At 55.2% G+C, this 26,006-nt stretch carries 17 protein-coding genes; 6 read left to right on the forward strand and 11 right to left on the reverse strand.

The window, feature by feature from the left end; genetic code table 11:
• Positions 1-545 precede the first annotated feature (545 nt).
• From IPN69_05165 to IPN69_05180, 4 genes are all read left to right on the forward strand, one after another.
• On the forward strand, positions 546-4,160 hold the full coding sequence (locus IPN69_05165) for a VCBS repeat-containing protein (protein ID MBK8810106.1): 3,615 nt from the start codon (positions 546-548) through the stop codon (positions 4,158-4,160).
• 880 nt (positions 4,161-5,040) lie between these two features.
• On the forward strand, positions 5,041-5,310 hold the full coding sequence (locus tag IPN69_05170; GenBank protein MBK8810107.1) for a hypothetical protein: 270 nt from the start codon (positions 5,041-5,043) through the stop codon (positions 5,308-5,310).
• 104 nt (positions 5,311-5,414) lie between these two features.
• Complete coding sequence (locus IPN69_05175) at positions 5,415-6,644, forward strand: hypothetical protein (GenBank protein ID MBK8810108.1); 1,230 nt, start codon at positions 5,415-5,417, stop codon at positions 6,642-6,644.
• A 36-nt stretch (positions 6,645-6,680) separates the two neighbouring features.
• A complete protein-coding gene (locus tag IPN69_05180) occupies positions 6,681-7,691 on the forward strand; it encodes a LysM peptidoglycan-binding domain-containing protein (protein MBK8810109.1) in 1,011 nt (336 codons plus the stop codon).
• 70 nt (positions 7,692-7,761) lie between these two features.
• Here the strand turns inward: IPN69_05180 and rpmA are convergent, their stop codons facing one another.
• Both rpmA and rplU read right to left on the reverse strand, forming a co-directional pair.
• Complete coding sequence (rpmA, locus tag IPN69_05185; GenBank protein ID MBK8810110.1) at positions 7,762-8,046, reverse strand: 50S ribosomal protein L27; 285 nt, start codon at positions 8,044-8,046, stop codon at positions 7,762-7,764.
• Positions 8,047-8,139: 93 nt separating this feature from the next.
• Positions 8,140-8,433 (reverse strand): 50S ribosomal protein L21, encoded by a 294-nt coding sequence (rplU, locus tag IPN69_05190; GenBank protein MBK8810111.1) that lies wholly within the window; start codon positions 8,431-8,433, stop codon positions 8,140-8,142.
• 413 nt (positions 8,434-8,846) lie between these two features.
• Here rplU and IPN69_05195 point away from each other — a divergent pair, with 413 nt between their 5' ends.
• On the forward strand, positions 8,847-11,777 hold the full coding sequence (locus IPN69_05195; GenBank protein MBK8810112.1) for a glycoside hydrolase: 2,931 nt from the start codon (positions 8,847-8,849) through the stop codon (positions 11,775-11,777).
• A gap of 212 nt (positions 11,778-11,989) precedes the next feature.
• Here IPN69_05195 and IPN69_05200 read toward each other — a convergent pair whose 3' ends face one another.
• A complete protein-coding gene (locus tag IPN69_05200) occupies positions 11,990-13,627 on the reverse strand; it encodes a M14 family metallopeptidase (protein ID MBK8810113.1) in 1,638 nt (545 codons plus the stop codon).
• Complete coding sequence (locus tag IPN69_05205) at positions 13,624-14,016, reverse strand: hypothetical protein (GenBank protein MBK8810114.1); 393 nt, start codon at positions 14,014-14,016, stop codon at positions 13,624-13,626. Before IPN69_05205 ends, IPN69_05200 begins: the two co-directional genes overlap by 4 nt.
• 88 nt (positions 14,017-14,104) lie before the next feature.
• Between IPN69_05205 and fumC the strand changes: the two genes are divergently transcribed.
• On the forward strand, positions 14,105-15,514 hold the full coding sequence (fumC, locus tag IPN69_05210) for a class II fumarate hydratase (GenBank protein ID MBK8810115.1): 1,410 nt from the start codon (positions 14,105-14,107) through the stop codon (positions 15,512-15,514).
• A gap of 95 nt (positions 15,515-15,609) precedes the next feature.
• On the opposite strand, the gene IPN69_05215 is transcribed toward fumC, so the two are convergent.
• The 7 genes from IPN69_05215 to tssG all read right to left on the reverse strand — a co-directional run bounded on the left by IPN69_05215 (position 15,610) and on the right by tssG (position 25,921).
• A complete protein-coding gene (locus IPN69_05215) occupies positions 15,610-16,110 on the reverse strand; it encodes a PAAR domain-containing protein (GenBank protein ID MBK8810116.1) in 501 nt (166 codons plus the stop codon).
• A gap of 11 nt (positions 16,111-16,121) precedes the next feature.
• Positions 16,122-17,120 carry a hypothetical protein gene (locus IPN69_05220; protein MBK8810117.1) on the reverse strand — a complete coding sequence of 333 codons (999 nt, stop codon included), beginning with the start codon at positions 17,118-17,120 and terminating at the stop codon, positions 16,122-16,124.
• A 91-nt stretch (positions 17,121-17,211) separates the two neighbouring features.
• On the reverse strand, positions 17,212-19,029 hold the full coding sequence (locus IPN69_05225) for a hypothetical protein (protein ID MBK8810118.1): 1,818 nt from the start codon (positions 19,027-19,029) through the stop codon (positions 17,212-17,214).
• A gap of 21 nt (positions 19,030-19,050) precedes the next feature.
• Positions 19,051-21,441, reverse strand: coding sequence for a type VI secretion system tip protein VgrG (gene tssI, locus IPN69_05230; protein ID MBK8810119.1), 2,391 nt, complete (start codon positions 21,439-21,441; stop codon positions 19,051-19,053).
• Positions 21,442-21,476: 35 nt separating this feature from the next.
• A complete protein-coding gene (locus tag IPN69_05235; protein MBK8810120.1) occupies positions 21,477-22,007 on the reverse strand; it encodes a hypothetical protein in 531 nt (176 codons plus the stop codon).
• Positions 22,008-22,095: 88 nt separating this feature from the next.
• Positions 22,096-24,870 (reverse strand): type VI secretion system ATPase TssH, encoded by a 2,775-nt coding sequence (gene tssH / locus IPN69_05240; protein MBK8810121.1) that lies wholly within the window; start codon positions 24,868-24,870, stop codon positions 22,096-22,098.
• A gap of 40 nt (positions 24,871-24,910) precedes the next feature.
• Positions 24,911-25,921, reverse strand: a complete 1,011-nt coding sequence (tssG, locus tag IPN69_05245) for a type VI secretion system baseplate subunit TssG (protein MBK8810122.1) — start codon at positions 25,919-25,921, stop codon at positions 24,911-24,913.
• Positions 25,922-26,006 lie beyond the last annotated feature (85 nt).

Raw genomic sequence — 26,006 nt, forward strand, 5'->3', positions numbered from 1 at the left:
TTCCTCCAACTAGTAGCTGAGTCGCTTGAAAAAATCGATGGATAAACTAAATGGACAACCTCATGCAGCAATAATCGAGGATTGTTTCGAATATCCGACTTCGATCCGCGGAAATAAATTCTGGCCTGCCCTGGTCGCTTGTAATAGTACCCGTCGACGGCACCGTTTATCGTTAAGGCGACGGAACTTCCGGGATTCTGCGCATCAAACGCTTCCAATATTCCCTGCCCTGCTTTTGCACCGTCGCCAAAAAAGTACAACGCCCTCTCACCGCCGCGAGCGAAGGCAACGTATGCACAATATCCCCGATCGATCCAAGTCTTACAACGAGAATCCGCATTGCCTTTATGGTAAGCGGCAATGAAAATGAAGTTCGGAAAACAAGAATTAAACATCTGCATTCGAGTGTTCAAAATTGTTGTGGGGCTCGTCGTGTTTGTTATACACTCATTGATGGGACAAGCGTAGGTGACCAAATCGCGTAAATCGCTAATCCAGAGTCTCTTTTGTTCATCTCAGACTTACAATTCGAACCTTAAACCCATATGTATAGATTCGTCGTCCATAGTCGTTTTATCCCATTAGTTTTATTGCTAACCTCGACTTGTGCCGCAATTTGGTGGACCGGTGTTTCGGCCTCCGCCAGCAAGTTCGTGCCGAACACAAAGGAACCGAAAAGTTCCGAAGCCAAAACTGCCAAAGCCGAAGTCACCTCGCCGCAATTTGTCACAAGCATTAACGCATTCGCTAGACGGTCAAATGCTCTTGTTTACCATTCGCAAAGCAACAAAATCTACGCCAGTATTCCCAGCGGAACCGATTCCATTGGTAATTCAATTGTAACAATCGATCCGACGACGGGAGCTATCGAAAAAAGCGTTTGGGTCGGCAGCGAGCCGAATAAGCTTGTGTTAGCAAATGACGGGAATTCGCTGTATGTTACGTTGGACGGAGCGCGGGCGATCAGGCGGTTTGATATCTCTTCCGGTTCAGCAGGCCAACTCTTTCCGGCTGGCATTAGTGCCGCGTATGGGGCATTATTGCCATTTGATCTTGCAGTCTCGCCCACAAATTCCAGCGTCGTGGCAGTGTCTCGAATTGACGCGGTTACTTCCAGTTCGAGGGGGATAGCGATCTTCGACGATGGTGTGCAAAGAACAAATGTCGGTGGTTCGGGCGAGGCAATAACTTTTGCGGATACCGACACATTACTTTTCGGTAACACCTTTTATAGTAACCTTCTGCAAAGAATGACGATTAATGCTGGTGGTATAGCTTCTGTCTCATCAGCTCCGGGATCGGCAGGCAAGCAACTGAGGTTTATTGGTGGACGTCTCTACAATTCATATGGACAGGTTTTGGATCCTGTATCTGGGAACGCGATCGGCACGTTTCCCCGGGCCGACTCCTATGGCTCGGAACGTCCATTCTGTGTTGACATTCAGTCGCGCCGCGCTTTTTTTGCGATACGCGGAAACACCGGAATAGAGATTAGTGCGTATGACATCGATACTTTTGTCCTGATAGGAACCATTGCTATTGGCGTTTCTGGATATCCGGTCGACATTGTTCGTTGGGGATCAAATGGGGTTGCAATTAGCGTTGAGGACAATCTAACCTATTTCGTTCAGTCGGACTTGATAGGCCCAGGAATAATTCTGCCGCCGGCCCCGACGCCGACACCTTCACCCTCGCCCGCCGTCATGTCGTTTATCAGGCGCGTAAATGTTCGCAATAACGACATCTTGTACAATCAGTCCGACGGGAACATATATGCAAGCATTCCAGGTGTTGCGGGTCCCGGTCTAGGGAATACAATCACGAGAATTGATCCAAACAACGGAAATGTCATTTCTTCAACTTTTGTTGGGAGCGAACCGGCAAAGCTTGCGCTCTCGAATGATGGCGGTACGCTTTACACACATCTGCGCGGAGCTAACGCAATTCGCCGCTTTGATACCGCTAATCAAACCTCGGGATTACAATTCAGTTTGCCCTTCAGCAATTACAATGTCGTCGATCTTCTTGTCTTACCAGGTTCAACTGATTCTTTAGTAGTATCCCGAGGATCAGACGGAGTCAAGATATATGACAACGGTTTTGCGAGACCCTTGTCGGCAAACATTTTTGGTGGAGATCTCGAACATAATGGAACGCCGAACGTGATATACGCTTTTGACGGCGCAACGCCGTCAAGCCTTTCGAAACTTGCGGTTGACGCCAACGGCCTCAGCGTTTTGAACACGTTTCGTTGGGTTACCGAAATTGCAAATCAAAATATTTTGTTTGAGTCCGGACGGCTGTATACCAACCAAGGCCGTGTCTTAGATCCGGAGACAGGAGCAATTTCAGGACAGTTTTACCCACCGGGATCGTATTTTGGAGGACAATCAATTGTTGTTGATTCAAATTTGAGAAAGGCATTTATGCTCACGAGCGACAGTATCGTAGCGTTCGATATGGATACGTATAATTTGCAGGGTACAATTCCTTATCCGAATCCGTACCCGAATATATCCCCATCGAACCTTATCCGTTGGGGTGCCAACGGATTGGCTTTTCGAGTGGGAGCCAGCGATGGAAATAGTTCGATTTTCATAGTCCAGAGTCCCCTCGTCTCGGCTTCTGGAACGCTTCCGCTTGGGTATGCACTTGAGCGATCATCGGGTTCCGTATACGAAGGGGCAGCGAATGCAACTATCAATGTATTTAGAAGCGGAAATACGGCAGTCGCGAGCTCGGTTAACTATGCGACTTTAGACGGGACAGCAACCGCCGGATCGGATTATGTGCCCATAAACGGGACGCTGAACTTCGCGGTCGGTGAAACCGTAAAGCAACTTAGTATTCACACAATTAATGACAACGTTTATGAAGGAGTCGAATCCCTAAGTCTGGTTCTTAGCAATCCGACCGGTCCAAACTCGGAAATTATCGCTCCGGCGTCGTGTGCGTTTTCTATAATTGATGGCCAATACAGACCTTACATATCGTCAGCTCAGAGCATTTCTGTCACGGAACCATCAGTTGGAGGCCCACGATCTGTCGATATTCCAGTAGTGCTTACGAATCAATCGACAGAAACGGTAACGGTCGATTTCCAAACCATGAACGGTACCGCGACGGCCGGGAGCGACTACGTTGCGACGAGCGGCACTCTTACGTTTTCTCCATTACAAACTTCAGCCACAGTTTCTGTTCAGATATTGGGCGACCGTGTATATGAAGGGAATGAGAACTTCTATCTTAGATTGTCGAATCCGATCAATTCCTCCGGTCTTGGCAACTTGCAGACCAATCTAACAATCTTGAACTTTGTTAATAAGCCTCAGTTTGCCGATTTTGATGGTGATTCGAAGACGGATTTGTCGATATTTAGGCCGTCGACTGGGCAGTGGTGGTATCAGCGGAGCAGCGACGGGCAGGTGCCGGCGCTTCAATTTGGGATGGCGACGGACAAGATCGTGCCGGGAGATTTCACGGGTGACGGGAAGACGGATATCGCTTTTTGGCGGCCCTCGACCGGTTTCTGGTTTATTCTCAGAAGCGAGGATTCTTCATTCTTCTCGTTCCCGTTTGGTGCGAACGGAGATATTCCGGCTCCGGCTGATTACGACGGCGACGGCATGACCGATCCGGCGGTTTTCCGGCCTTCGACCTCGACGTGGTTTGTCTTGAATTCGGGCGGCGGCGGGACTTCGATATTGAATTTCGGTCTCTCGACGGACAAGCCTGTCACGGCCGATTACGACGGCGACGGCAAAGTGGACATCGCGGTCTTTCGCCCCGGTGACGGCTCATGGTGGTATCTGCGAAGCTCGGACACACAGGTTCGCGTCTTCAGCTTTGGAGTCTCGACCGACCGTCCCGTGCAGGACGACTACACCGGCGACGGCAAAGCCGACATCGCGGTCTTCAGGCCCTCGACTGGCTTCTGGTACGTTTTGAGATCGGAAGACTTCTCGTTCTATGCGTTCCCGTTTGGTACGACGGGCGATGTGCCGGTGCCGGGCGATTACGACGGCGACGGCAAGGCCGACGCGGCCATCTTCCGCCCGTCGACCTCGACGTGGTACGCCCAGCTCCCGACCGCCGGCATTCTTATCCAGCAGTTCGGCGCAGCGGGCGACCTGCCGGTACCGAATGCGTTTGTCCATTAAAAATCGGTAAGCAGGTCAAATACGGGCGAGCAGGGCCTGAAATCTTCATTCGTTTCTTTAGAGGGTCGAGCACGCTCCTTTAGGTTCGGCCGAGGACCTTCTGATAGACCTTCGACGGAGGCGCATTGGAATCCGCGAAAAGAGCAACATACGCGAAGCGGACGCCGCAAGATCAATTATCTTCGCCCGTTTCGCGGGGGAAAACTACTCGACCGAGTGATCGGTTTGAATCTTGAAACAAAAAATTAAGAGCCGTGTCGATTTCTCGACCCGGCCCTTAATTTTGTCCTTAAACGTCCGCCGAAGCTTCTTTTTAAGGTTGGCGGCTTTCAAATGTACACCCTACTCGCCGCCGTTTTTTGTATACCGAACATCGTTCAACGGAGAACCGATTCCGGTCAGCAATTCTACTCTGCTTTCGCATTTCGCGCCTCGTCTTTCGATCCGGCTTGCCGCTAGGTTTTTGTTGTGGTGGCTTTTCCTCCACCGCCGGTTACGTTCCCGGCAACGAGGCCTGCCGACTTTCGCCTGCAGACGACTTTCGCTCCTCTCCGGTGGTTCCTTGCCGTCGAGCGCCTTCCGTTTTTATCCGGATGGCCTGAGATCGCCTTTCGGCTCTCTCGCGAGCCAAGCCTTTCGGCTTCGATCCAGGGCGTAATAGCAACTAGTTTCCGTTTTCGCTGCTCTCGAACGGTGCGTCACCGCTCCGCTCGCCTCTCCCTGGGCCGGTCAAAATGCCCGTAAGCAATCTCGACTATGTTTCCAGTCTACTCCCCTTTTTTTTCGAGTCAAGTAGAAAATACTTGAGGTTTTACCCCCTAAATTGACATTTCTTTTCGCCACCTGTGGATAAGTTTTCCGCAGCCCTGTGGAAAAGATTGTGGAAAACTTCGTAACAGTCTTTGACGCACAACTTACTGCAGGACGAAGCACCGTAGGACGGACGCGAAGGCTGTGGAAAACAGCTTTCGGCCTGACTGAAAAAATCTCGCACAACTCGAAAAAAGGTTTTCCAGACGTGACTTTTCGCGACGCTAAACACAAGAAGAATACAAATATGCCGAAGTTCAACGGGTCCGGGCCGGTCGCTGGCACTGATCGCATTCATACTCCAAGTTGTGATCAAACGGCAAAAGGCAGCAGTCGTTGACGTCGCTATCTCGGAGACTTCACGAAGTCGTAGCGAGTTGTTTTAGTATGGAGTTTTGTTGGTTTTATGGGATAATCGCGAATATTTTCTTGGGGTGCAATTGGATGAGATTGAGAGAAACAGCAAAACTGACGGTCGCCGTTCTTCTGTTGACCCTTTCGGCGTTCGCGCAAAACCGGCAGGATATCGTTGACGATGGCTTCACCTGGTTTGAGGCTTATTCGACAACCGAGTTGCAGGGCAACAACATACCGACGGCGACCGGTTGGACATTGAAATACTGGGTTCGCGTGATCGGCAACTACCCGGACGGAAGCGGCTTGAAGTTCGTCGTGACGAAGGCGGGCCGAACGGTCTTTTCGACGCGCTGCGGAGCCTGGGCGTACCGCAAGACGGCGAATGATGTCGACGAGAGTTTTTTGCGGACCGCCGAATGCTGGCAGGGCAAATCGGCGACGAAGGAAACGGGCGAGTTTGAAGTTGGCGTCTTTGTCGTCAACGGCGCTACAAATCAGGAACAATTCGTTCGGACATACAAGATCGATGTCCGCACCGTCGCCCGCGTGCCGTCCGGCCAGGGAGCCGGAACAGATCCGCCGCGTTACTACATCAATCGCCACAACGAGGCGCCGGTTTCGTTCATCTTCGTTCGTCCAAGCGGCTATATCCCGTACTTTGACGTTTCGGAGCGTCCCGAGCGGAGCGGCGCGAATCACGTTGAGCTCCATTTCAGCCTTTCACCTTCCGACGTCGGCAAAAATATCCCGCACGGAGAGTTGCGATGCACGGTAAACGGAAAGGCGCTTTCGATGCCCGGGCCGATGCCGTATGCGACACAAGTCGTCGCCACTCTCCCGCGTTGGTATCGCGAAATCCATCAGGATCGCCTGACGCCAAAATACAAAGCCGGCTTGCCGTACGAGGAAGAGATCCGTTTTCAGATGGTCCGAATGACATTGCCGCTGACGTGGGGCAACGTCCGCGACACGAATCGGCTCGCGCTTGAAGACTACAAAGGCAACTGGGTCTGCACCGTCGGAAAAGACAATGAGGTCTGGCGGACACTCCGCTGGACGGTCGTTGCGAAAGGACTACCGGAACTCCATCCGGAACAACGCGGGAACATCAATCTCGGTTACAACACATATCTGGTCGACACGGAGATTCCCACCGGCGGCAGTCTACTGGACGAAAGGCTGAATGGCCCGTCGGCGGCTCTTTTCTACGGACAGCCGTGGACGACGACCGATGGCCGGGCGATGGCGGCACGGGTTCCGAAGAAGGGAAATCCATTCCCGATACCTTCGAATCAACCGAATCAATATCGGAAATAACCTACGACAGATAATCATAATCACGGGAGACTTAAGATGATCATTTACGCCGGAATTGACGGCACATCCGCGGAAAACGACAACGACTATGGCAACACCTTCAAGGAAAGCTTTGTCAGGCGGTTGGCCTATCAGTATCAAAGCACATACTGGTCGAAGCCTCCGTATTATCATCGAGGTCCTTACACTTGGGGTGTCGACACGCGATGGTACGCGGAAGACGCGTACAACTATGTCGTCAAACACTGGAACGAGGGAAATGCGAAAGCCGTTTTTCTCGGCGGATACAGTCGCGGCGCGGCGGCGATGATCGAGGTTGCCTGGTGGCTGAAATACTACCAGCAGATTCCGGTCGAATGCATGATCCTCTTCGATCCGGTCGACCGTTCTGCGAGCCTCGGTTGGGGGAACTTCGCCAACACGAAAATTGCTGATTCGGTCAAGTACGTAATTCAACCGACACGCAATGTCTGGTCAACGCACTCGCGGATCACCTTCGGAAAATGCGGCACGACAATGCAGGACGCGGGAAAAACGGTTCGCTGGACATCGGAATTTCACGCGACGCACGGCGGAGTCGGCGGAACTCCCTGGGGAACGGCGACTAATCCCTATACGAACGAACCGCGCGACACTATCTGGGAGTACGGCGAACCCCAACCGACACTGCTCACGCCCGCCGATGACCGAAACGGGGCCATCGCCGTCGAATCGTACGCCTTTCCGCTCTTCAAGATGGTTTACAACAAGTGTTTCGAGCGTTTGCAGAAGGAAGAGCCGGTTGAGAAGCCGATCGAAAAGAAACCGGACTTTCAGGTAAATCCGCAGATCGGAGGCAGTCTGCCGCCGACCGGCGGCGGGAAGGGCGGCCAGAGGATCCATATCGTCAAATCCGGCGACTGGTTGTCGAAGATCGCGCAGCAATACTACGGCGATATGAACAAGTGGAAATTCCTTTATTACGACGTTCCGGGAAACAAGGAAGAGATCGGTCCCGACCCGAATCTGATCAAACCGGGACAAAAGATCATAGTTCCGTATATTTGAAAGCAATGAATACGGGAAAACGCCGGCATCGCAAATTGCGACGCCGGCGTTTTCATAATGCTTGCAGCTATTAAGCCGCTTTCGGAGCCAATTCCGGCGCGCCATCAGCGTAAACGCTGATGAACTTGCCTTTCTGACCTTTGTTCTCGAACTTGACGAATCCTTCGATAAGCGAGAAGAGCGTGTCGTCCTTGCCGCGACCGACGTTTTTGCCAGGCTTCCATTTCGTGCCGCGCTGACGCGCCAAAATGTTGCCGCCGAGCACGTGCTCGCCGCCGAACTTCTTAAGTCCCAACCGTTGTGCCGCTGAATCGCGGCCATTGCGTGATGATCCTACACCTTTCTTATGAGCCATAACTACATTTGGGATTAGGGATTTAGGATTTGGGATTTCGGATCGATAAGAAATCCGAAATCAGAAATCACCAATCCGAAATCCGTCCTCCTCCTAAAACTTCTCGATCGTGATCTCGGTGAAACCTTGACGGTGACCCTGTTTGCGCTTGTACTGCTTGCGGCGTTTCTTCTTGAAAACAATAACCTTATCGGCTTTGCCGTGACCGACGACGGTCGCCTTGACCGTCGCGTCGCCGCCGATCTTCGCGTCTTTCCCCTCGCCGACCAATAGTGCTTCAAGCTCGACTTTCTTGCCGGCTTCGGCTTCAATCCTCGGAACGCGCAAGGTTTGACCGGTCGTCACCGGGAACTGCTTTCCACCTGTTCTGATAATTGCGTAACTCATTGTGTGATTAGCTCCTTCGGAATTGGCGAAAATTTGTTCACCAGTCGAAAATATCAGATTATAGGTTAATCACATCAATTGGTCAACCAAAGCCGACGCAGTGGAGACAATTTATTCAGCACGGTTCGAATTTTGAAAAGGCTCCGAGAAAGCGGGCCTTCAGCCTATTCGGAGGCTGCCGCGTTGGCTTTGCCGCGACGTGAATAGCAACTATAATCAGCGCGGGAGTGATTCGCAAGCACTTCTTGAATTATCGTTCCGCCGCAATTTTTTCCATCCAGAGAAAGGAGACCCTTCAGATGTTTCGTACATTCGCTTTTGTCTTAACGATCGTCGTTTCTTATGTGTTCTTCGCGTTGCCGCTGTCTGCTCAGAAAGTGGATCAAACACTCTTCCAAGATATGAAATGGCGAATGATCGGCCCGTTTCGCGGCGGCCGTACGGTCGGAGCCGTCGGAATTCCGTCGCAACCGAACGTGTTCTACATCGGCGTCAACAACGGCGGTGTCTGGAAGACGACCGATGCCGGGCGGACGTGGAAGCCGATCTTCGACGATCAGCCGACGGGATCGATCGGCGATGTCGCGATCGCGCCGTCGAACCCGAACGTGATCTATGTCGGTTCCGGCGAAGGGCTTCAACGGCCGGATCTGTCGACCGGCGACGGAATGTACCGTTCGAACGACGGCGGCAAGACCTGGAAACATCTGGGTTTGCGCGAGGCCCAGCAGATCGCTTCGATCGCTGTCGACCCAAAAGACGAAAACAGACTATTCGTCGCCGTCCTCGGCCATCCCTACGGCCCGAATGAGGAACGCGGCATCTATCGTTCGACCGATGGCGGAACGACCTTCGAACGAGTGCTTTACAAGGACGTCGACACCGGCGCGATGCAGGTCGAATTCGCGCCGAACGATTCGAACACGATCTACGCCGATCTCTGGGCGGGACGCCAGGGACCGTGGGAGAACGGCGCGTGGCAGGGTCCGGGAAGCGGGCTCCAAAAATCGACCGACGGCGGAAACACCTGGAAGCCACTGACGAAAGGATTGCCAACCTTCGAACAAGGACTCGGACGTATTGGATTCGCGATCTCACGCAGCGATGCGAATCGGCTCTACGCAACCGTCGACGCCAATCCGCAGGTTGCCGGAATCTATGTTTCGCGCGACGGCGGGGAAAACTGGACACGCGTCAACGGCGACCCTCGGCTATGGGGACGCGGCAGCGACTTTGCTGAACTCAAAGTACATCCGAAGGATCCGGACACGATCTTCGTCGCGAACATCGCATCGTACAAATCGGTCGACGGCGGCAAGACGTTCACCGGATTCAAGGGCGCGCCGGGCGGTGACGATTATCACCGGATATGGATCAATCCGGAACATCCGGACGTGATGCTCTTCGCGACTGACCAGGGCGCGACGATCACCGTCAACGGCGGCGAATCCTGGTCAAGTTGGTACAACCAGCCGACGGCGCAGTTCTACCACGTCATCACCGACGACCAGTATCCGTATTGGGTTTACGGCGGACAACAGGAATCGGGCTCGGCGGGCGTTTCATCTCGCGGCGACACGGGCGCGATCATCGGACGAGACTGGCGCACCGTCGGTGTCGAGGAATACGGTTATGTCGCGCCCGATCCGCTCGATCCGAACATAATCTACGGCGGCAAACTGACGCGATTCGACAAGCGAACGGGACAGGTCCAGAACGTTGCGCCAGAGGCGGTTCGAACCGGCAAATACCGATTCTTGCGGACCGCGCCCGTGATCTTCTCGCCCGTCGACAAGAGATCGCTCTTTTACGCCGGCAACGTCATTTTCAAAACGATGACCGGCGGCAAGAGTTGGGAGATCATCAGTCCGGACCTGACGCGCGAAAAATGGGAAGTCCCCGAAAACATCGGCGTTTACCGCACGAAGGAAATGGAAACAATGCCGCGGCGCGGCGTCATTTATACGGTCGCGCCGTCTTGCAAGGACATCAACACGATCTGGGCTGGAACCGACGACGGATTGATCCACGTCACGCGCGACGGCGGCAAGAACTGGACGAACGTCACACCGCCGCAACTCAAATCGTGGGCGAAAGTTTCGCTGATCGACGGCGGGCGCTTCGACGCTAACACCGCGTATGCGGCGGTCAACACGTTCCGTCTCGACGACCTCAAACCGCACATATACCGTACTCGCGACGGCGGTAAATCGTGGAAAGAGATCGTCAACGGAATCCCGGACGGCGGGATCGTCAATGCCGTCCGCGAAGATCCGGTGCGCAAAGGCTTGCTGTTCTGCGGCACCGAGCAGGCCGTGTATTTCTCAATCGACGACGGTGAGAACTGGCAGCCGCTGAGGCTCAACATGCCGGCGACCTCGATCCGCGACCTCGTCGTTCACCGGGATGACATAGTGGCCGGAACGCACGGACGCTCGTTCTGGATCCTTGACGACATCACGCCGCTTCGGCAGATCAACGCGAATACTTCATCCGGCAATTCGCTGTTCGCGCCGCAGCTTGCGACGCGCGTCCGCCGGAGCGTTCACACCGACACGCCTTTCCCGCCCGAAGAGCCGGCTGGCCAGAATCCGCCGGACGGCGCGATCATCAATTACTATCTTAAGGAGCGGCCGACTTCGCCGGTCCTCCTTGAGATCTTCGACGCCGCCGGCGTATCGGTCCGAAAATTCTCAAGCGACGACAAACCGCTCGAATACGACGAAAATCGACTCCGGTTCCCGACCTACTGGATCCGTCCGCATCAGCGGCTGATCAACGAGCCTGGTATGCAACGATTCGTGTGGGACCTTCGCTACCCGCGGCCAGCGGTCGACGGATTCGACCTTCCAATCTCGGCGATCTACCGAGACACGCCGTTCGAACCGCTCGGACCATTCGTAATGCCGGGCAATTACACGTTGAAGTTGACGGTCGATGGGAAGTCATACACGCAAAGCCTGAAGGTTCGGATGGATCCGCGAGTGACGGCAAATGCGGCCGATCTGCAGATGCAGTTCAGCTTGTCGATGCGGGCCTTTGAGGGTGTACGCGGCACGCGCGAACTTATTGACGAGGTTGAGTCGCTGAAAGCAAAGATAAAGGAAAAAGGGCTCGAGAAGCGCGTCGACGGGTTGCTCAACGGCACTGGCGGCAACGGACCGAGGGCGCTTCCCGATCTTCCTTTGAATCGACTGCACAGCGCGTTCGCATCGCTACTCGATCTGCTCCAGGACGTCGACGCCGCGCCGACGTCACAGGCTGCCGCCGCATCGCGCGATCTTGATATGGCACTGCTTCGAGTCGGAAAAGAATGGAGCGCGATCAAGGCGAACTTGAAATGAAGCTGAGTAGAAAACAAAACCGCCGGCCGGGGCCAAACGCAACATCATCAACGCTGAAACAGCGCGCCAGCTGAAGATGCACGCAATCTATGCGCCGGCGCATCACAAGGACGGCATATTCCGTGCCACAAAAGAAGACGCGATCAGGTTCGAAGCGGAATCAAACAGTGCAGAGTTCAGAGTGCATAGTGGGGCACACTCTGCACTTTGCGCTATAAACTCCCAACTATCCGGCTCGCAAAACTCGCGTCGCCTATCAACCTGTAGACCGGCAACGCCTTTCCCGCTTCGATGCCGGCGTCAAAAAAGTTCCAGACAACGAGTCCGTCGTCGCTCGTCGGCTCGAGCAAATAAAAGGCGAGGCGTCCGAGCGGCTGCGCAGTGCGCACAACGATCGTCCCGGCAGGCAATTTGACCGTTTCCGTCGCGTAGCTTCCTTTGACCGTCATCGCGTTATGGCCCTGGAACGGGCGTTTGGACTTTTCGAAGCTTTCGACCGTAAACGCCTCGACTTCGGTTTCAAGTTCCGCCGATAGTTCCTCAACCTGAATTCCGTGCTGGCGAAGTTTGTCGACGATCGCTTTGTCGGCTTTGATCAGATAAGCCTTCGGCGCGGCGACCGATCTTACCGCCTCGAAGATCCCGAGGTCTTCCATCCGGAGCGGCTTGTACTTGTCCTCGATCATCGCCGTCATCTCTTTGCCCGATCGCGGATTTTTGATCTTTTCGACCTCGCCGACGAGAATATCGACGGGTTTCGGCAGTGCCTTCGGTTTGAATTCGACGCCGAACGCGAGTCCTTTCCCGGCCAGGCCGGCGACTGTCCGGTCGTCGGCGGCTTTTGTCAATGACCTGATCGCGACGGCGTTCGCGGCGCTGTATTTCAAGATCTCTTCGACGAACCGCTCGGTCACTTCGACGCGGCGCTTGAAACTTACGTAACTGTAGGCTTCGGAAAGTATCGTCAGGCGATTTCGAAGCCCGCCGTAGTTTTGGCCGATCCGCGGCTGGTGCGTAAATGCTTCCCACGTGGTCTTGGCGCCTTCCTTCGGCGTGTTCGAAAATCCCGTGAAATTGCCGTAGTAGTAAGAACGAAACTTGAAATTCTTCAGCAGTGAAGCCGCGATCGCGGGCATCATCCGGTTCCGCTGAAAATCGAGGATCGCCTGATCCGTATTTGGGTTGAGAGGCTGCGAATACGTCAGGTGATAGCCGTGATACGACCCGTTCGTGGTGTGCAGATCGACCGTCAGATGCGGATCCCAGCGGTTGAAGACACCGACCAAGGCGCGCGCCTCGGGCGAATCGAGCTTCATATAATCGCGGTTCAAGTCGAGCTTCTGCGCATTTTCGCGAGCACCGACGCCGCCGATCGGTCCGTTTTGATTCGTGCGGTTGTCGGTCGAAATTTTCTCGTTGCCGTCGGCATTGTAGATCGGCGCGATGAGGATCGTCAGTTTCGAAAGCAGAGGCTTGAGATCGCCGAACAGCAGGCGCCGCGCGAGGTTGAGCGCTGCCTCTTTGCCTTCGACCTCGCCGGCGTGAATGTTGCCCATCACGAAGATCACGGGCCGTCCGAGCGCGCGCGCTTCGGCCGGAGTCGAAACGGCGCGGTCCGACAAGATCATCATCGGCAATTTGCGCCCTTCCTGCGACTCGCCGAAGTTTTCGACACGGAGATTCGGAGCTCGTTTCTGGAGCCCGGCGATGAACAACGAAACCTCGTCATAACGGCTCGTTTCCTCAAAATTCGATAACTCGGCACCCGTTCGCGGAAGATCCGGGGTTTGAGCGGCGATGGAAATGACGCTTAGCAAAACGCCGATGATCAATCTGAACGCTTTTGTCATTTTGAGTCTCCGCAGTTTTGCGGATCGGTCGAAAGCGACCAACGCGTCAGCTCACGTTTGTTTTTCAAATTCTGGTAAACGACGGCCTTAACGAAGCGCTTCGCGGCCTTCTTCGCGCCGCGTTTCACCGTTACCTCCATACATAGCTCGTAATTGAGTCCGGCGACGACCTGCAGACGGGCGGCTTCGATCTTGACCAGCGTGATTGATGCTGCTTCATCGTTGCCGAGTTGTTTGACTGCGAACGCGGCAGCGGCTTTAACGTCTTTGTCGTTGACGTCGGCATCGCCGTATCCGCCCGTAATCTGCTGTCCGAAGGCGGTCGAAACCGCGCCGAAAGCAATCATCAAAACGCCGATCGAAACCAGCTTGCGAATTGTTAGTTTCATTGTGTTGTTTGTCCTTCCAAGTAACTTTAACGCTCACGAATTCCCAAGTATAATCAAGGCAATTACTAACCGCAATCAACAAAAATCTATGTCAGAAGCAACAAATACAAAACCGACAAGAATCGAGACCGATTCGATGGGCGAGATCGCCGTCGAATCGGACAAATATTGGGGGGCGCAGACCGAACGATCGCTCCATCACTTCAACATCGGATTCGATACGATGCCGCGTGAAATGATCCGCGCGCTCGGAATTCTGAAGAAGGCAGCTGCGCTGACGAATCACGAGTTGAAGTCGAATCTGTTAACGAAGGAGAAACTCGACCTCATCGTGCGGGCGGCGGACGAGGTCATCTCCGGCAAACTCGACGCACACTTTCCGCTTCGGGTCTGGCAGACAGGCTCCGGAACGCAGACCAATATGAACGCCAACGAGGTTATTTCGAACCGCGCGATCGAGATCGCCGGCGGCGCGATGGGATCGAAGAAACCTGTCCATCCGAACGACGACGTGAATATGTCCCAATCGTCGAACGACACGTTTCCGACGGCGATGTACATTGCCGCCGCAGAACGTCTTGCCGCGTTGATCCCGACCGTCCAGGTTCTCCACGACGCGATCGACGCGAAAGCGAAGGAATTCGCCGACGTCGTCAAGATCGGCCGGACGCATCTGCAAGACGCGACGCCGATCACCGTCGGCCAGGAATTCGGCGGTTGGGCGAGTTTGATCGAACGCGACATCGCGCGCCTTCGGCAGGTGCTTGACGGACTTTTCGATCTCGCGATCGGCGGCACGGCCGTCGGGACAGGCTTGAACGCTCACCCTTTATTCGCCGACAAGGCAGCGGCGAAGATCGCCGAGTTGACCGGATTGCCGTTCCGCGCGCATCCGAACAAGTTCGCGGCGCTGTCGGCGCACGACGAGGTGATTTACGCCTCGGGAGCTTTGAAGACGCTCGCGGCGAGCCTGATGAAGATCGCCAACGACGTTCGCTGGCTCGCATCGGGCCCGCGCTGCGGAATCGGAGAACTTGTTATTCCCGAAAATGAACCCGGAAGTTCGATAATGCCGGGCAAGGTGAATCCGACGCAATCGGAAGCGATCACGATGGTCGCGGCGCAGGTGATGGGCAACGATGCGGCGATCGGTTTTGCCGGCTCGCAGGGCAACTTCGAACTCAACGTCTTCAAGCCGGTAATGATCCACAATTTCCTTAATTCGGTCAGATTGCTGAATGACGCCTGCAAGGGATTCGTAGAGTTTTGCGTTGCCGGCATCGAGTTGAATCGTGAGAAGATCGACCACTATCTGAATGACTCGCTGATGCTCGTAACGGCACTCAACCAGCATATCGGATATGACAATGCGGCGAAGATCGCCAAGAATGCGCACAAGAAGGGGTTAAGCCTGAAGGAATCGGCGCTCGAACTCGGATTGCTGACGAGCGAGCAGTTCGACGAATGGGTCGTCCCCGTGAATATGACGCGACCGTGATGGCATTTGGGATTGCGGATTCGGGATTTTGGATTGGGAAACTCGCGAGAAATCGAAATCAATCCGAAATTCCAAATCCGCAATCCCAAATGCGTTCATCCTCCGATTATCACCGTCATTTCACCTTTCGCGATCTTGTTCGGCGGGCCGAGCGGTTCGATTATCGTGTCACCCAAACGGCATGCCGGCATATTGTTGATCAAAACGGTCGCCGAACCATCAATGACCACGCCCGGGCCGTGCGGAGGGACGGGTGAAGGTGTCACGCAGGCGTGAATGTCCGACATTCCGGCCATTCCGCTGATCATACTGCTCAAAGCGGTCAGGGCCGCAGTTTTCGCGGCTTGCTCGGCGGCGTACGCCGCGGGTGCGCCCGGAGTTCCCGCAGCGGCGGTGGTTGCCGCTTCGGCAGTCTGGATCGCAATATCGGAGACTTGCTTCGCCGCCTGCAACGCGGCCGCCGCCGCCGCCGGAATCCCGCGCCAAGGTGGGAGAAATCCGATGAGTACATTTGGACTTCCCGGCCCCGGCGTCAATACCGGCGGCAACGGATGGACGACGTTATCTGTGATTCTCGCGGCTGGTCCTGTTGGCATACTCGCTCTCCCTAAAGTCCGAAACCTTCATTCGCAAGCAGATCAAGCTGCTTGCCCTTGTTGATGCGCAGAATTCCTTCTTCGGCATCGGACAGTTTTCCATCGAAAAACTTGATCGCCCGGAGAAGCCGCAATTGAATCGACTGTTCGTCTTCGGGTTCGATCTCCGGGATCGATTTCATATTCTCGAGAAACTTGCGAAATTCCTCAACAAGTTCCTGTTTCAATTCCGGCTTCTCGGCGCGCACGGATTGGTCCGCCGGTTGAGCGCCCCAAGTTTCGCGCCTCAGTCTGCCGGTCGCCCACGGCTGCAAAAACTCCAAAAATCCGTATTCAAGCGACAGATACATCTTGATCTCTTCGCCGATGCGCTGCTTGCGATCGGACATTCCGAGAACCCGGTCCTTTATGGATTGAACTCTGCTCGCGCGAAAGATCTTTTGCGCCAGGTCCTCGCTGAACTTGTTGTAATCGATCCGCGCCTGAAAATCGGTTTCTTTCTTCGCTGAAAGTTCCAGCGCGCGCGATTCGAATTTCTGCTTCAGTTCGGTCGAACCCTCGCCGAGTCCGAGCGCTTCGTGGAGCAGCGTCAGTTCTTCAAAAACCTGAACCGATTGGGCCTTTCCGCTGAGATACTTGTAATACCGCGTTGCAAATGCGAGGTCTTCGGCATTCCCAAGGTAGGCGATGATGCGTGCGAAAACGATCGAACGCCGTTGATCGTCGTCGCCCGATTCCTTGCCGTCGAGGAATTGTTTGAAGTCGCCGACAATTTCGCTCGTTTCGTAAAAGCGCGCGACGTCCTCGACCCGGACGACCGACTTCAGTGCAATATCCTTCTTGACCTTGCGTATCAGGTAACGAGCGACCTCCGCCGCTTGAAGTTTGCGCGGCACGACGCCCGAAGTGTACGGGTCGGCGTCGAAGATGTACCTGTCCAATTCCGGAATCGGACGTCCATCTGACGAGCCGGAACTTTCAACGCTGGGATTATTCGTTTCTTGCGACATAATTTGCTCTCCTCGGCACGCGGCGGAACTCGACAGGACGAAAACCAAAATCAGTCCGTAGATGTAAAAATACCGCTTCATAATCGCTTACCTACCAACTCTCTAACAACGGGGCGCCTTCCGTCCGCAGTCGGCGGACGAGATTGAAATCGCCCGCCGGCGCATCGTAAGTAACATCTCCGTCACGGATTCTCTTCGAACCGCCGACCGCGTTCGCGCCGCTGGTGCCGCCGTCCGTCATCAACTGGTTGGCCGCACCCGTCGCGTGAACGACTTCCGCGGTAACGTGGCCGACTTCGTGCGGGAATGAAAAAGGATTCGCATCTCCAGCATTCATCGTACGCCGGATCAGAAAAGCTGACCACTTTATTTTCGTCACCGAAGCGCGTTGCGGATCGATGCGGTGATTTGACATCATCGCCTCGCCGCGATTACCGCCCGTCAGTTGCTCGACGACAAAAATATCAACCGTGTCGTCGTCAGCTTTGTCCTTGCTGTCGAAATTCTTCAACACCGTCCGCTGCTGCAAGGAACCCGCGTTCCAGTTGTTGTTTCCGTTCGGAACCGCCCACGACTCGAGATTCATCGGATTGACAACGCCGATCGAGATCGTCTGGCGCGTATCGCGGTTCGCCACGGGTACGTCGATCGTGATCGTGACGCGCGCGCCGCCTTGCTCCGTGATCAAAATGTCCGCCGACTTTCGGTTCGCGTTATCGACGAAGCGCGCCGGATTCTCGCTCGCGACCGCCTTGAACGGAGCAACTACCTTCGCCGCCAGAGCACGCGCCGTTTTGATCGGCGTGTCGCCGGCGGCAGGCGTGATCGGCCCGACGACCTGATCCGGTTTTCCGGCCGAATGAATCGTAAAGCCGATTCTTCCGTCACCGCGCGCCGTCAAACCGCTGTCGTTCGAGATCGAAACGAGATTCTCCATCGGATCGACACCGCGGGTCGCGTGAACAAGCCGCGGCGCGATGTTGGCCTGCGCATAGACCCTTCGGAACCAAGTCCAAACACGGCGTTCGGCGTCGGCCAACGGAACGATCAGATCCCCGCCCGGTGTTTTGCGAAGCACGTTGATCGCAAGCCTGATCCGTTTGCGATTGTTTCCGATCGGCAAAATGACCGTGGACCGGCACTTCGGGTTGGAAGGGCAGGTTTTGATCTCATACGACGCCTTCACTTTCTGATCGAGGATCTCCACCTTTGAATCCCCGTTGTCGTGCATATCCGACGCGAGAAGCGTCTGATCGGCAGCTGCGGCTTTGTCATCCGGATCCACGACCAACCGCAAATAGCAGGTTCGGAATCGTTTGGTCGAACCCTGTTTTGACGCCTTCGGTTTCAGCTGGCGCGGCCCCCGGATCGCACCCGGGAACTGTTCGTGGCCCGTCACCTTTCCGGCCGCGTCGTACTTTGGCTTGAGGACCTCGAGTTCGACGTCCAGGTCGCCCGCGGCATTGATATCGAGAACTTCGACCTTGAAGACGTCCGCGTCCTTGTCGGCGTCGGCGTTGAATGTCCGGACGGCCGAATTCGGAAAGGCCACGTTTCCATCCGCGGTGCCGGCTTGATTCGTGATGTAATTGCTGACATTCAGGAACGTCAGCGCCGTGTCGTTGTCGACCGTCGTCGACACGGATCCGTGAACGAATCTGAGTTTTGCCAGCGTTCCGCGGCGCACGTACTGATGCGTCGCCTCGGTTCCGCCGCCATCATCCTTTTTGACGAAATCGGGGATCGTTACGACATCGCCCGGCAATACTTGTCCGGGATCGACCGCGCGGTTGACGATGTATGCGTTCGCCGGTTCTTCTCGGAACGGTTTGCAGTCTCCGAATCCGTTCAGATATGCGATATTGCAGAGTGAATCTCCGACTCCTGCCTTAACGGTTCTCTTCGCCATTCGTTTTCTTCCTCTTCACTCTTAACCTTTTTTCCAAGCCCGACCGTCGATCTTCGGGAACGAGATCTTACAGTTGCCCGGATCGATATTGGTAACCTTCGCCTTGCCCTTTTCGTCCAAAGTACCCTCGGCGATCGTTTCGTTGTCAGGCAATTCAACACGATATCGCTCACCGGCCATCGGCTTGCCGTGTTCATCCTTGAGCTTTACCTCGACCCAGGACTTTTTGTCCTTGTTCTTCGGCGACTTCGGATTGTGCCAGGGTTTCGAGTACGTCGGCGCCATTTCCGGCGGCGTTTGCCGGCGCTGGTTCTTATAGGTCGGCGCGTCGCTTCCCGGTTCCGCGTTGTCGGCGATCTCGGCCTCATCGGGGTCGAGCGGCGGAACGCAATTGCCCGGCGATGACGGAAGGGCGGCGCCGCCGCTATTGATCATCACCATCGTGCCGTTGATCTGAACGCCGGCCGAATTGACGGTCACGAAATTCCCGCCGACCTTGATCGTGAGGCCGGTCTGGGCCTCGAGCACGATCGTACTCGCCTTTACCGTATAGCTTCCGGAAACATCCATCGCATAGCTTCCGCCGACTTTTTCGGCCGAATTGCCGCCGATGTCGTGCGAATGTGATTCATTGGTCTTGAAAGCCGCTTTTCCCTCAACTTTGCGATGGTAATCGCGCTTGACCCGTTCGATCTCATCGCGCTCGATGAGTATGTGCTCGTCGCGTTTTACACGTTCGCGCTTGTCACGGGTCACGATCAGGTGACGATCGTTTCCGATAAGCTCACGGCGGTCATTCTTGATCCGGATGTCCTGATCCTTCTGGCCGTGAACGAAGATCTGTTCTTCGCCCTTCTTGTCTTCGAAACGAAACTCGTTGAATCCCTGCCCGCCCTTTGACGAGTTCGACTTGATCGTCGATTTCGTTTTCTCGTCGGGCAACGTGTAAGGCGGCATCGTCAGCGGGTTGTAAACGCAACCGACGATGATCGGACGATCCGGATCGCCCTCGAGGAAGTTCACAACGACCTCCATTCCGATGCGCGGAATGAACATCGTGCCCCATTTGTTTCCGGCCCAGATCTGCGCGACCCGAACCCAGCACGAACTCGATTCATTGACCTGACCGTCGCGATCCCAATAGAACTGGACCTTGACGCGGCCGTATTTGTCGGTGAAGATTTCCTCGCCGGAAGGTCCGACGACGATCGCCGTCTGGCTGCCGTAGATCACCGGTTTCGGCGTCGAGCGTTTTGGCCTGAAGGGCGGAGCGCCGGAACCGTAGCTGATGCACTTGAACTCGTTCGTATAAGGATCGGTGACCGCTTCGTTCGACACGTACGACGGGCTTTGCTGGGCGCTGTGCGTCACGGCCGTGTAGATATACTGGCCGTTGACTTCGTTGTTCGGATGATTCGAAAGCGTGAACCGATAACCGGACGTGACCGCGCAGCAATCGGAATTCCCTTCGGCGAGATAAACGCCCGCGTCGAGCATTTCCATCATATTCTTGAGCGTTCGCTCGCGGTCGGGGAACACCTTGTTAAGTTCGCCGGCCTGCTCGTTGCCGGACGGACCGATCCCGTCATACTTGCGCGCGTAGCCCGCAGGGAAATCGTACATCTCGAGTTTCTGGCTGTCCCCGAACTGGTAAATGCTCGTCTTTTCCATATCGAGATGGCTCGAGGGCAACTGAAAGTTGTGATCCCACATCGTGACCTTCCCCGTCTGCACCCGATAGTCGCTCGCAAATCGGCTGATCGAACCGTAAAAGTACTCTTCCTCGCCGATACGATGATACTTGACCTGACTCTTGCTCGGACACTCGGCGTTCGATTGCGGAGTATTGGCGATGATCATCCGGTCTTTGCCGCCGGAATGTTCGAAGTAGTAGAAAATCCCTTCTTCTTCCATCAGACGCGCCGCGAAGTCGAAGTCGGTCTCTCGATATTGCACGCAGTAGTTCCGGGGTTCGAACGTTCCCTGAAGCTCGAATTTGACCTCGAAGCCCTTGAACATTTTTCGAAGAATATCCGGAACGCTCATCTGCTGAAAGATCTGACTCTGGCTTTTCTGGGTCAGAATCCAGATATGCGGGACGATCGTGATGTGGTACACGGTGAAACGGACGTCGCGAATGCCCTGCGCATACTCGCTGACCATACCCGAAAAATCGCGTGTCGCCCCATCGTTTGAAGTCACGCGGATCGTGACGCCCTGGCCAAGCAACGATTGCGGGTCGATCTTGGTCGGCGTGAAGCTCACGTCATTCTCTTCGTGCAGAAGTTCGGCTTCGATCCGAAACAGTTGCGAAATTCCCTCGGTCGCCGTGAACTTGCTGATGAGCACGTAATCCTTGCCGAGCGGCGTCGCAATACTGAGCAGTCTGTTGTCCTGTGTTGTTGTTGCCATCTTCTTTCAATTGCCTGACGTTGCGAGTCAGGTCCCTACTCAAATCCCGGAACGCTCATTTCGGTCCACGGTTTGTCATCGTAGATCTTCTTCACGCGCATCCCGTAGTTATTGACTGTCGTCGCGTTGATGTTGTTGTAGAGCGTCGCGATCTGTTCGACCGACGATCCGGTCGGTATATTGCCGACGATCCGGCGGAGCATTTCGGCACCGGCGCGGATATTCTTCAGCGGATCCTGCATCTCTTCGCGAGTTCCGAACGTGTTTCCCCAATACTCGACGTTGATGTTCATCGGCAGGATCGATTTGTTTTTCCCGACCCAATTAAGCGGCGCGTCGTAGTAGCCGTGGGTCGTTTCCATAAACATGATCGCCCGGATAAGCCGCGGTTCTACCTTCGATTCAAACGCAACGATGTCGATGTAACCGGAGTATGTATCGACCATCGACTGCGAGGATGCTTCATACCACGGCGCGTCTCCGCTGGCTTTGGAATTGGAAGAAACCATAAACAGCCCATGACAAACTTCACCGTTCTGAATGCACTCCTTTCGTGTTCCTGCCATTTCAACTCCGAGACCGATGAATCAAATCAGAAGACGAGCCGAACGAAAAACCTTTTTCGTCACGGCCCGCCTTCACTATTTGTGCCTTTTATTTGATGTCATACGTGAACTTCTCGTCCGCTCCGACGGAAACGTGAACGCTCTTTATTCCCTCGCCGGATGCCATTCGGGTCAAAACCTCGCCCGACATTTCCGGCAGCAGCGTTCCCGTCAGGATGTTATAAACGTTGCGCGCGCCGCTATCGACGTCGGTACAGCGTTTCGCCACTGTATCAATGACGGAGTCATCGTAGGAAAATTGCGCACCGTGATTGTCCATAATGCGATTCTTGATCTTGCCAAGCTGCAGACGGATGATCAGACGCAGAATGTCGTCGGAGATCGGATAGAACGGAACCGTCACCATTCGGCCGAGCAGCGCCGGCTTGAAATGCTTGACGAGTTCGGGCCGTATCGCCTCGACCAGTCCGTCCGGATCCGGCTTCGTGTCCGGGTCGGCGCAGAGTTTCATGATCGTGTCTGTTCCGACGTTCGACGTCAGCAAAATGATGCAGTTCTTGAAGTCGATCTCGCGACCCTCGCCGTCTTCGAGAACGCCTTTGTCGAACACCTGGAAGAAGAGTTCCATCACGTCCGGATGCGCTTTCTCGACTTCGTCAAGCAGCACGACCGAATACGGTTTGCGCCGGACGGCTTCGGTCAACACGCCGCCTTCTCCGTAACCGACGTATCCCGGAGGCGAACCCTTCAGGCTCGAGACCGTATGCGCTTCCTGATATTCGCTCATATTGATCGAGATCAGGTTACGTTCGCCGCCGTAGAGCGTATCGGCGAGCGCGAGCGCGGTTTCGGTCTTTCCGACGCCCGACGTTCCGACGAGCAGGAAAACGCCGATCGGACGTTTCGGATCCGTGAGTCCGGCACGCGAGGTTCGGATGCGCTGCGAGATCGCCTCGAGCGCGTGATCCTGGCCGAGAACGCGTTCGCCAAGCGTCTGCCGCAGATTCAACACCGCGTTGATCTCGTCGGCGACCATCTTGCCGATCGGAATTCCGGTCCAGCCCGAAATGATCTCGGCAACGGCCTGTCCGTTAACGACCGGGGCCATCAGCGGATCTTCGCCCTGCACCGCTTTGAGTTCCTCGTTGAGCTTCTTGAGTTCGGCTCTGAGAAACTCGGTGTCAATCGGTTTCGATTCTTCGGCCGGCTCTTCAGTCGAAGTTGCTTCAACCGCCTCTTCGGTCGGATTTTCGTCCGGAGTCTCGTCCGATGTTTCCGCCGATTCTTCGGATTCGGCCGGTTCCGCGACCGTCGGCTTCGTATCGAGCCGCGACATTTCGAGTTTGATCCGGATATTGCGGATTTTCTCGACGAGTTCCTTTTCCTTCGCCCATTGTTCGTTCAACTTCGCGAGTTCTTCTTCGGCTGTGGCTCGTTTCGCCTTAAGCTCCGTGACTCGGTCAGCGTGATCGGCTCCGGTCACTTCTTCGCGTTCGAGCGATTCGATCTCGGTCGTGAGTCGCTGGATGCGGCGCGTCGTATCCTCGACCGACGCCGGCGTCGCTCCCTGTCCGATGGCGACCTTGGCGCACGCCGTATCGAGGACGGAAACCGACTTGTCCGGCAGTTGGCGGCCGGTGATGTATCGATGCGAGAGTTTGACGCAGTCAACGATCGCCTCATCCAGGATTCGAACGTTATGGTGTTCTTCCATCGTCGAAGCGATACCGCGCATCATCGTGATCGCCTTTTCTTCGTCGGGTTCTTCGACCTTGACGACCTGAAAGCGGCGGGCAAGCGCGGCGTCCTTTTCAAAATATTTCTTGTACTCAGCCCAAGTCGTCGCGGCGATCGTCCGGAGTTCACCGCGGGCAAGCGCCGGCTTGAGCAGGTTGGCGGCGTCGTTCTGTCCGGCCTGTCCGCCGGCGCCGATCATCGTATGCGCTTCGTCGATGAAGAGAATGATCGGCTGCGGCGAGGCTTTGACCTCGTCGATGACCGATTTCAGGCGGTTTTCGAACTCGCCCTTGACGCCAGCTCCGGCCTGAAGAAGCCCGAGGTCGAGCGTGCGGACCGCAACGTTTTTCAGCGGTTCCGGCACGTCACCCTGTGCGATCCGAAGCGCAAATCCTTCGACGACCGCAGTTTTTCCGACGCCGGCCTCGCCGGTGAGGATCGGATTGTTCTGCCGGCGGCGCGTAAGAATATCGATCACCTGGCGAATCTCGAAGTCGCGGCCGAGGATCGGATCGATCTTGCCGGCCCGAGCTTTAGCCGTCAAATCTTCGGTGTACTGACCGAGCGATTTGGTTTTCCCCGGAACTCCGGACGCGACCGGCGCGCCGCCCGAAGTGCCGCCTGTTTCGCCAAGCGCCATCGCTTCGCGCGCTTCGAACGAATCGGCCGTGACCTCTGGGAGTTTCGCCTGCAGCCCTTCGACCGAGATGTGACTGAATTCACGCGAAATTTCGCGGGCGATCCGTGCAGTGCCGTCATTCGACAAAAGGGCGAGGATCAAATGACCGGAGCGCACGCGGGATTCGCCGAAATCGACCGACGCGACGAGCCACGCATCCTGAAACCAATTCGGCAAGCGGTCGGAAAGCCCGGGCGTCCGCGAGTTGCCGCTTTTGAGCCGATTCATCGCCGTCTCGACGTCCTTCGACAAACGATCGATGTTGACCTCGAAATGCCGGCAGATCTTGTGGAGATCGGTGTCATCTTGTTCGAGTAGTTTTGCCAGAATATGCTCGATCTCAACGTCGTAATTGGTTCGCGAAAGGCAAAGCCCGGCCGCACCCTCGAGCGCTCCGCGGCAGGTGTCGTTGAGTCTGCCAACCAGCGATTTCAAATTTACATTCATTTCCTTTCTCCTTTGGTTACTGAAAATGCTTACTAAAAGCTCAATTGTTGATTTGCAAAACAACCTGATCGTCGTCCGCCAAAAACGGCTTGGTCTTCAGGAACGAGGTCCAGCCAAGAAGCGGACGCCGTTTCGCTCGCGTGGTCAGAACCGTTCCCGGAACCTCCCTCGCTTTGAGGACAAGCCGGACATCGAGATCAAAATCAGTGCCGTTCATAAAACGGACGATTGATTTCATCGGTTTGTGCGCCGAACCGTTCGGCAAAAACCCCTGAAACTGTTTGAACGATAATGGGCCGAAGACGATTCGGAATTTGGACTGCTGATCCCAAATGCGATTTCCGATGATCGTCGTTTGCCCGAGCGCCGAGTTGACGAACCCGAGACGCGTAATGCTTGCCTTGTCGAGATCCAGCCATTGACCGAAAAACTGCAGGATCTTTGCACTGACACGGAAGTAATCGCCAAGCATATTGGCGAGCGCAACGGCCGAATGCGGCTTTTGCGCGATAAGTCCGGTGTAGGGCAGCAGCGATTCGTCGGGAAGTTCCATACGACCGCGCAGCCCGCGGGTTCCCAATCCAGCGATGTCAAACAAATTCTGGGTAAAGTCGTCGTTGCCGCGCTCGTATTTTACCGGGAAGCGATACTTCTCCCAGGCACGGAAAAACATCGAAACCGAGCGGTGCGTGAAGATATCGAGAAACGACCACATCGCGGTATCGCGATAGCGCGCGCGGTCCATCAACAGTTCGGTGTAATGGATCGGCATCACGCCGCTGATCCCCACCATCCCCATAAAATTGATGAACATCTCGTGCTTTTCGTGCTCGGTCAGTTCGTCAAACGACGATTTCAACTCTTGGATCTCGCTTGCCGGAAAGTTAAGTCCAAGACGCGATCTGAAACGAATGACCTCACTGTCCGGCAACGCGTCGCCGCCGACCGGTTTCCGCTCGGGATAGATCTTCTCAAGAAGCCGAACCGCCTGAAAGAACTCGAACCTGTACGGTTCGTCGGCCAACTTCTGATTTAACGGCAACTTTTCCATTTCGGATTGGCGATGTGGAATTTCGGATTTGCGGACCCCAAAACGCACATCTTCAAAAAAATCTCAATATATGGCCTGATCAACT

Source organism: Acidobacteriota bacterium (assembly GCA_016715115.1).
Taxonomy (GTDB): Bacteria; Acidobacteriota; Blastocatellia; order Pyrinomonadales; family Pyrinomonadaceae; genus JAFDVJ01.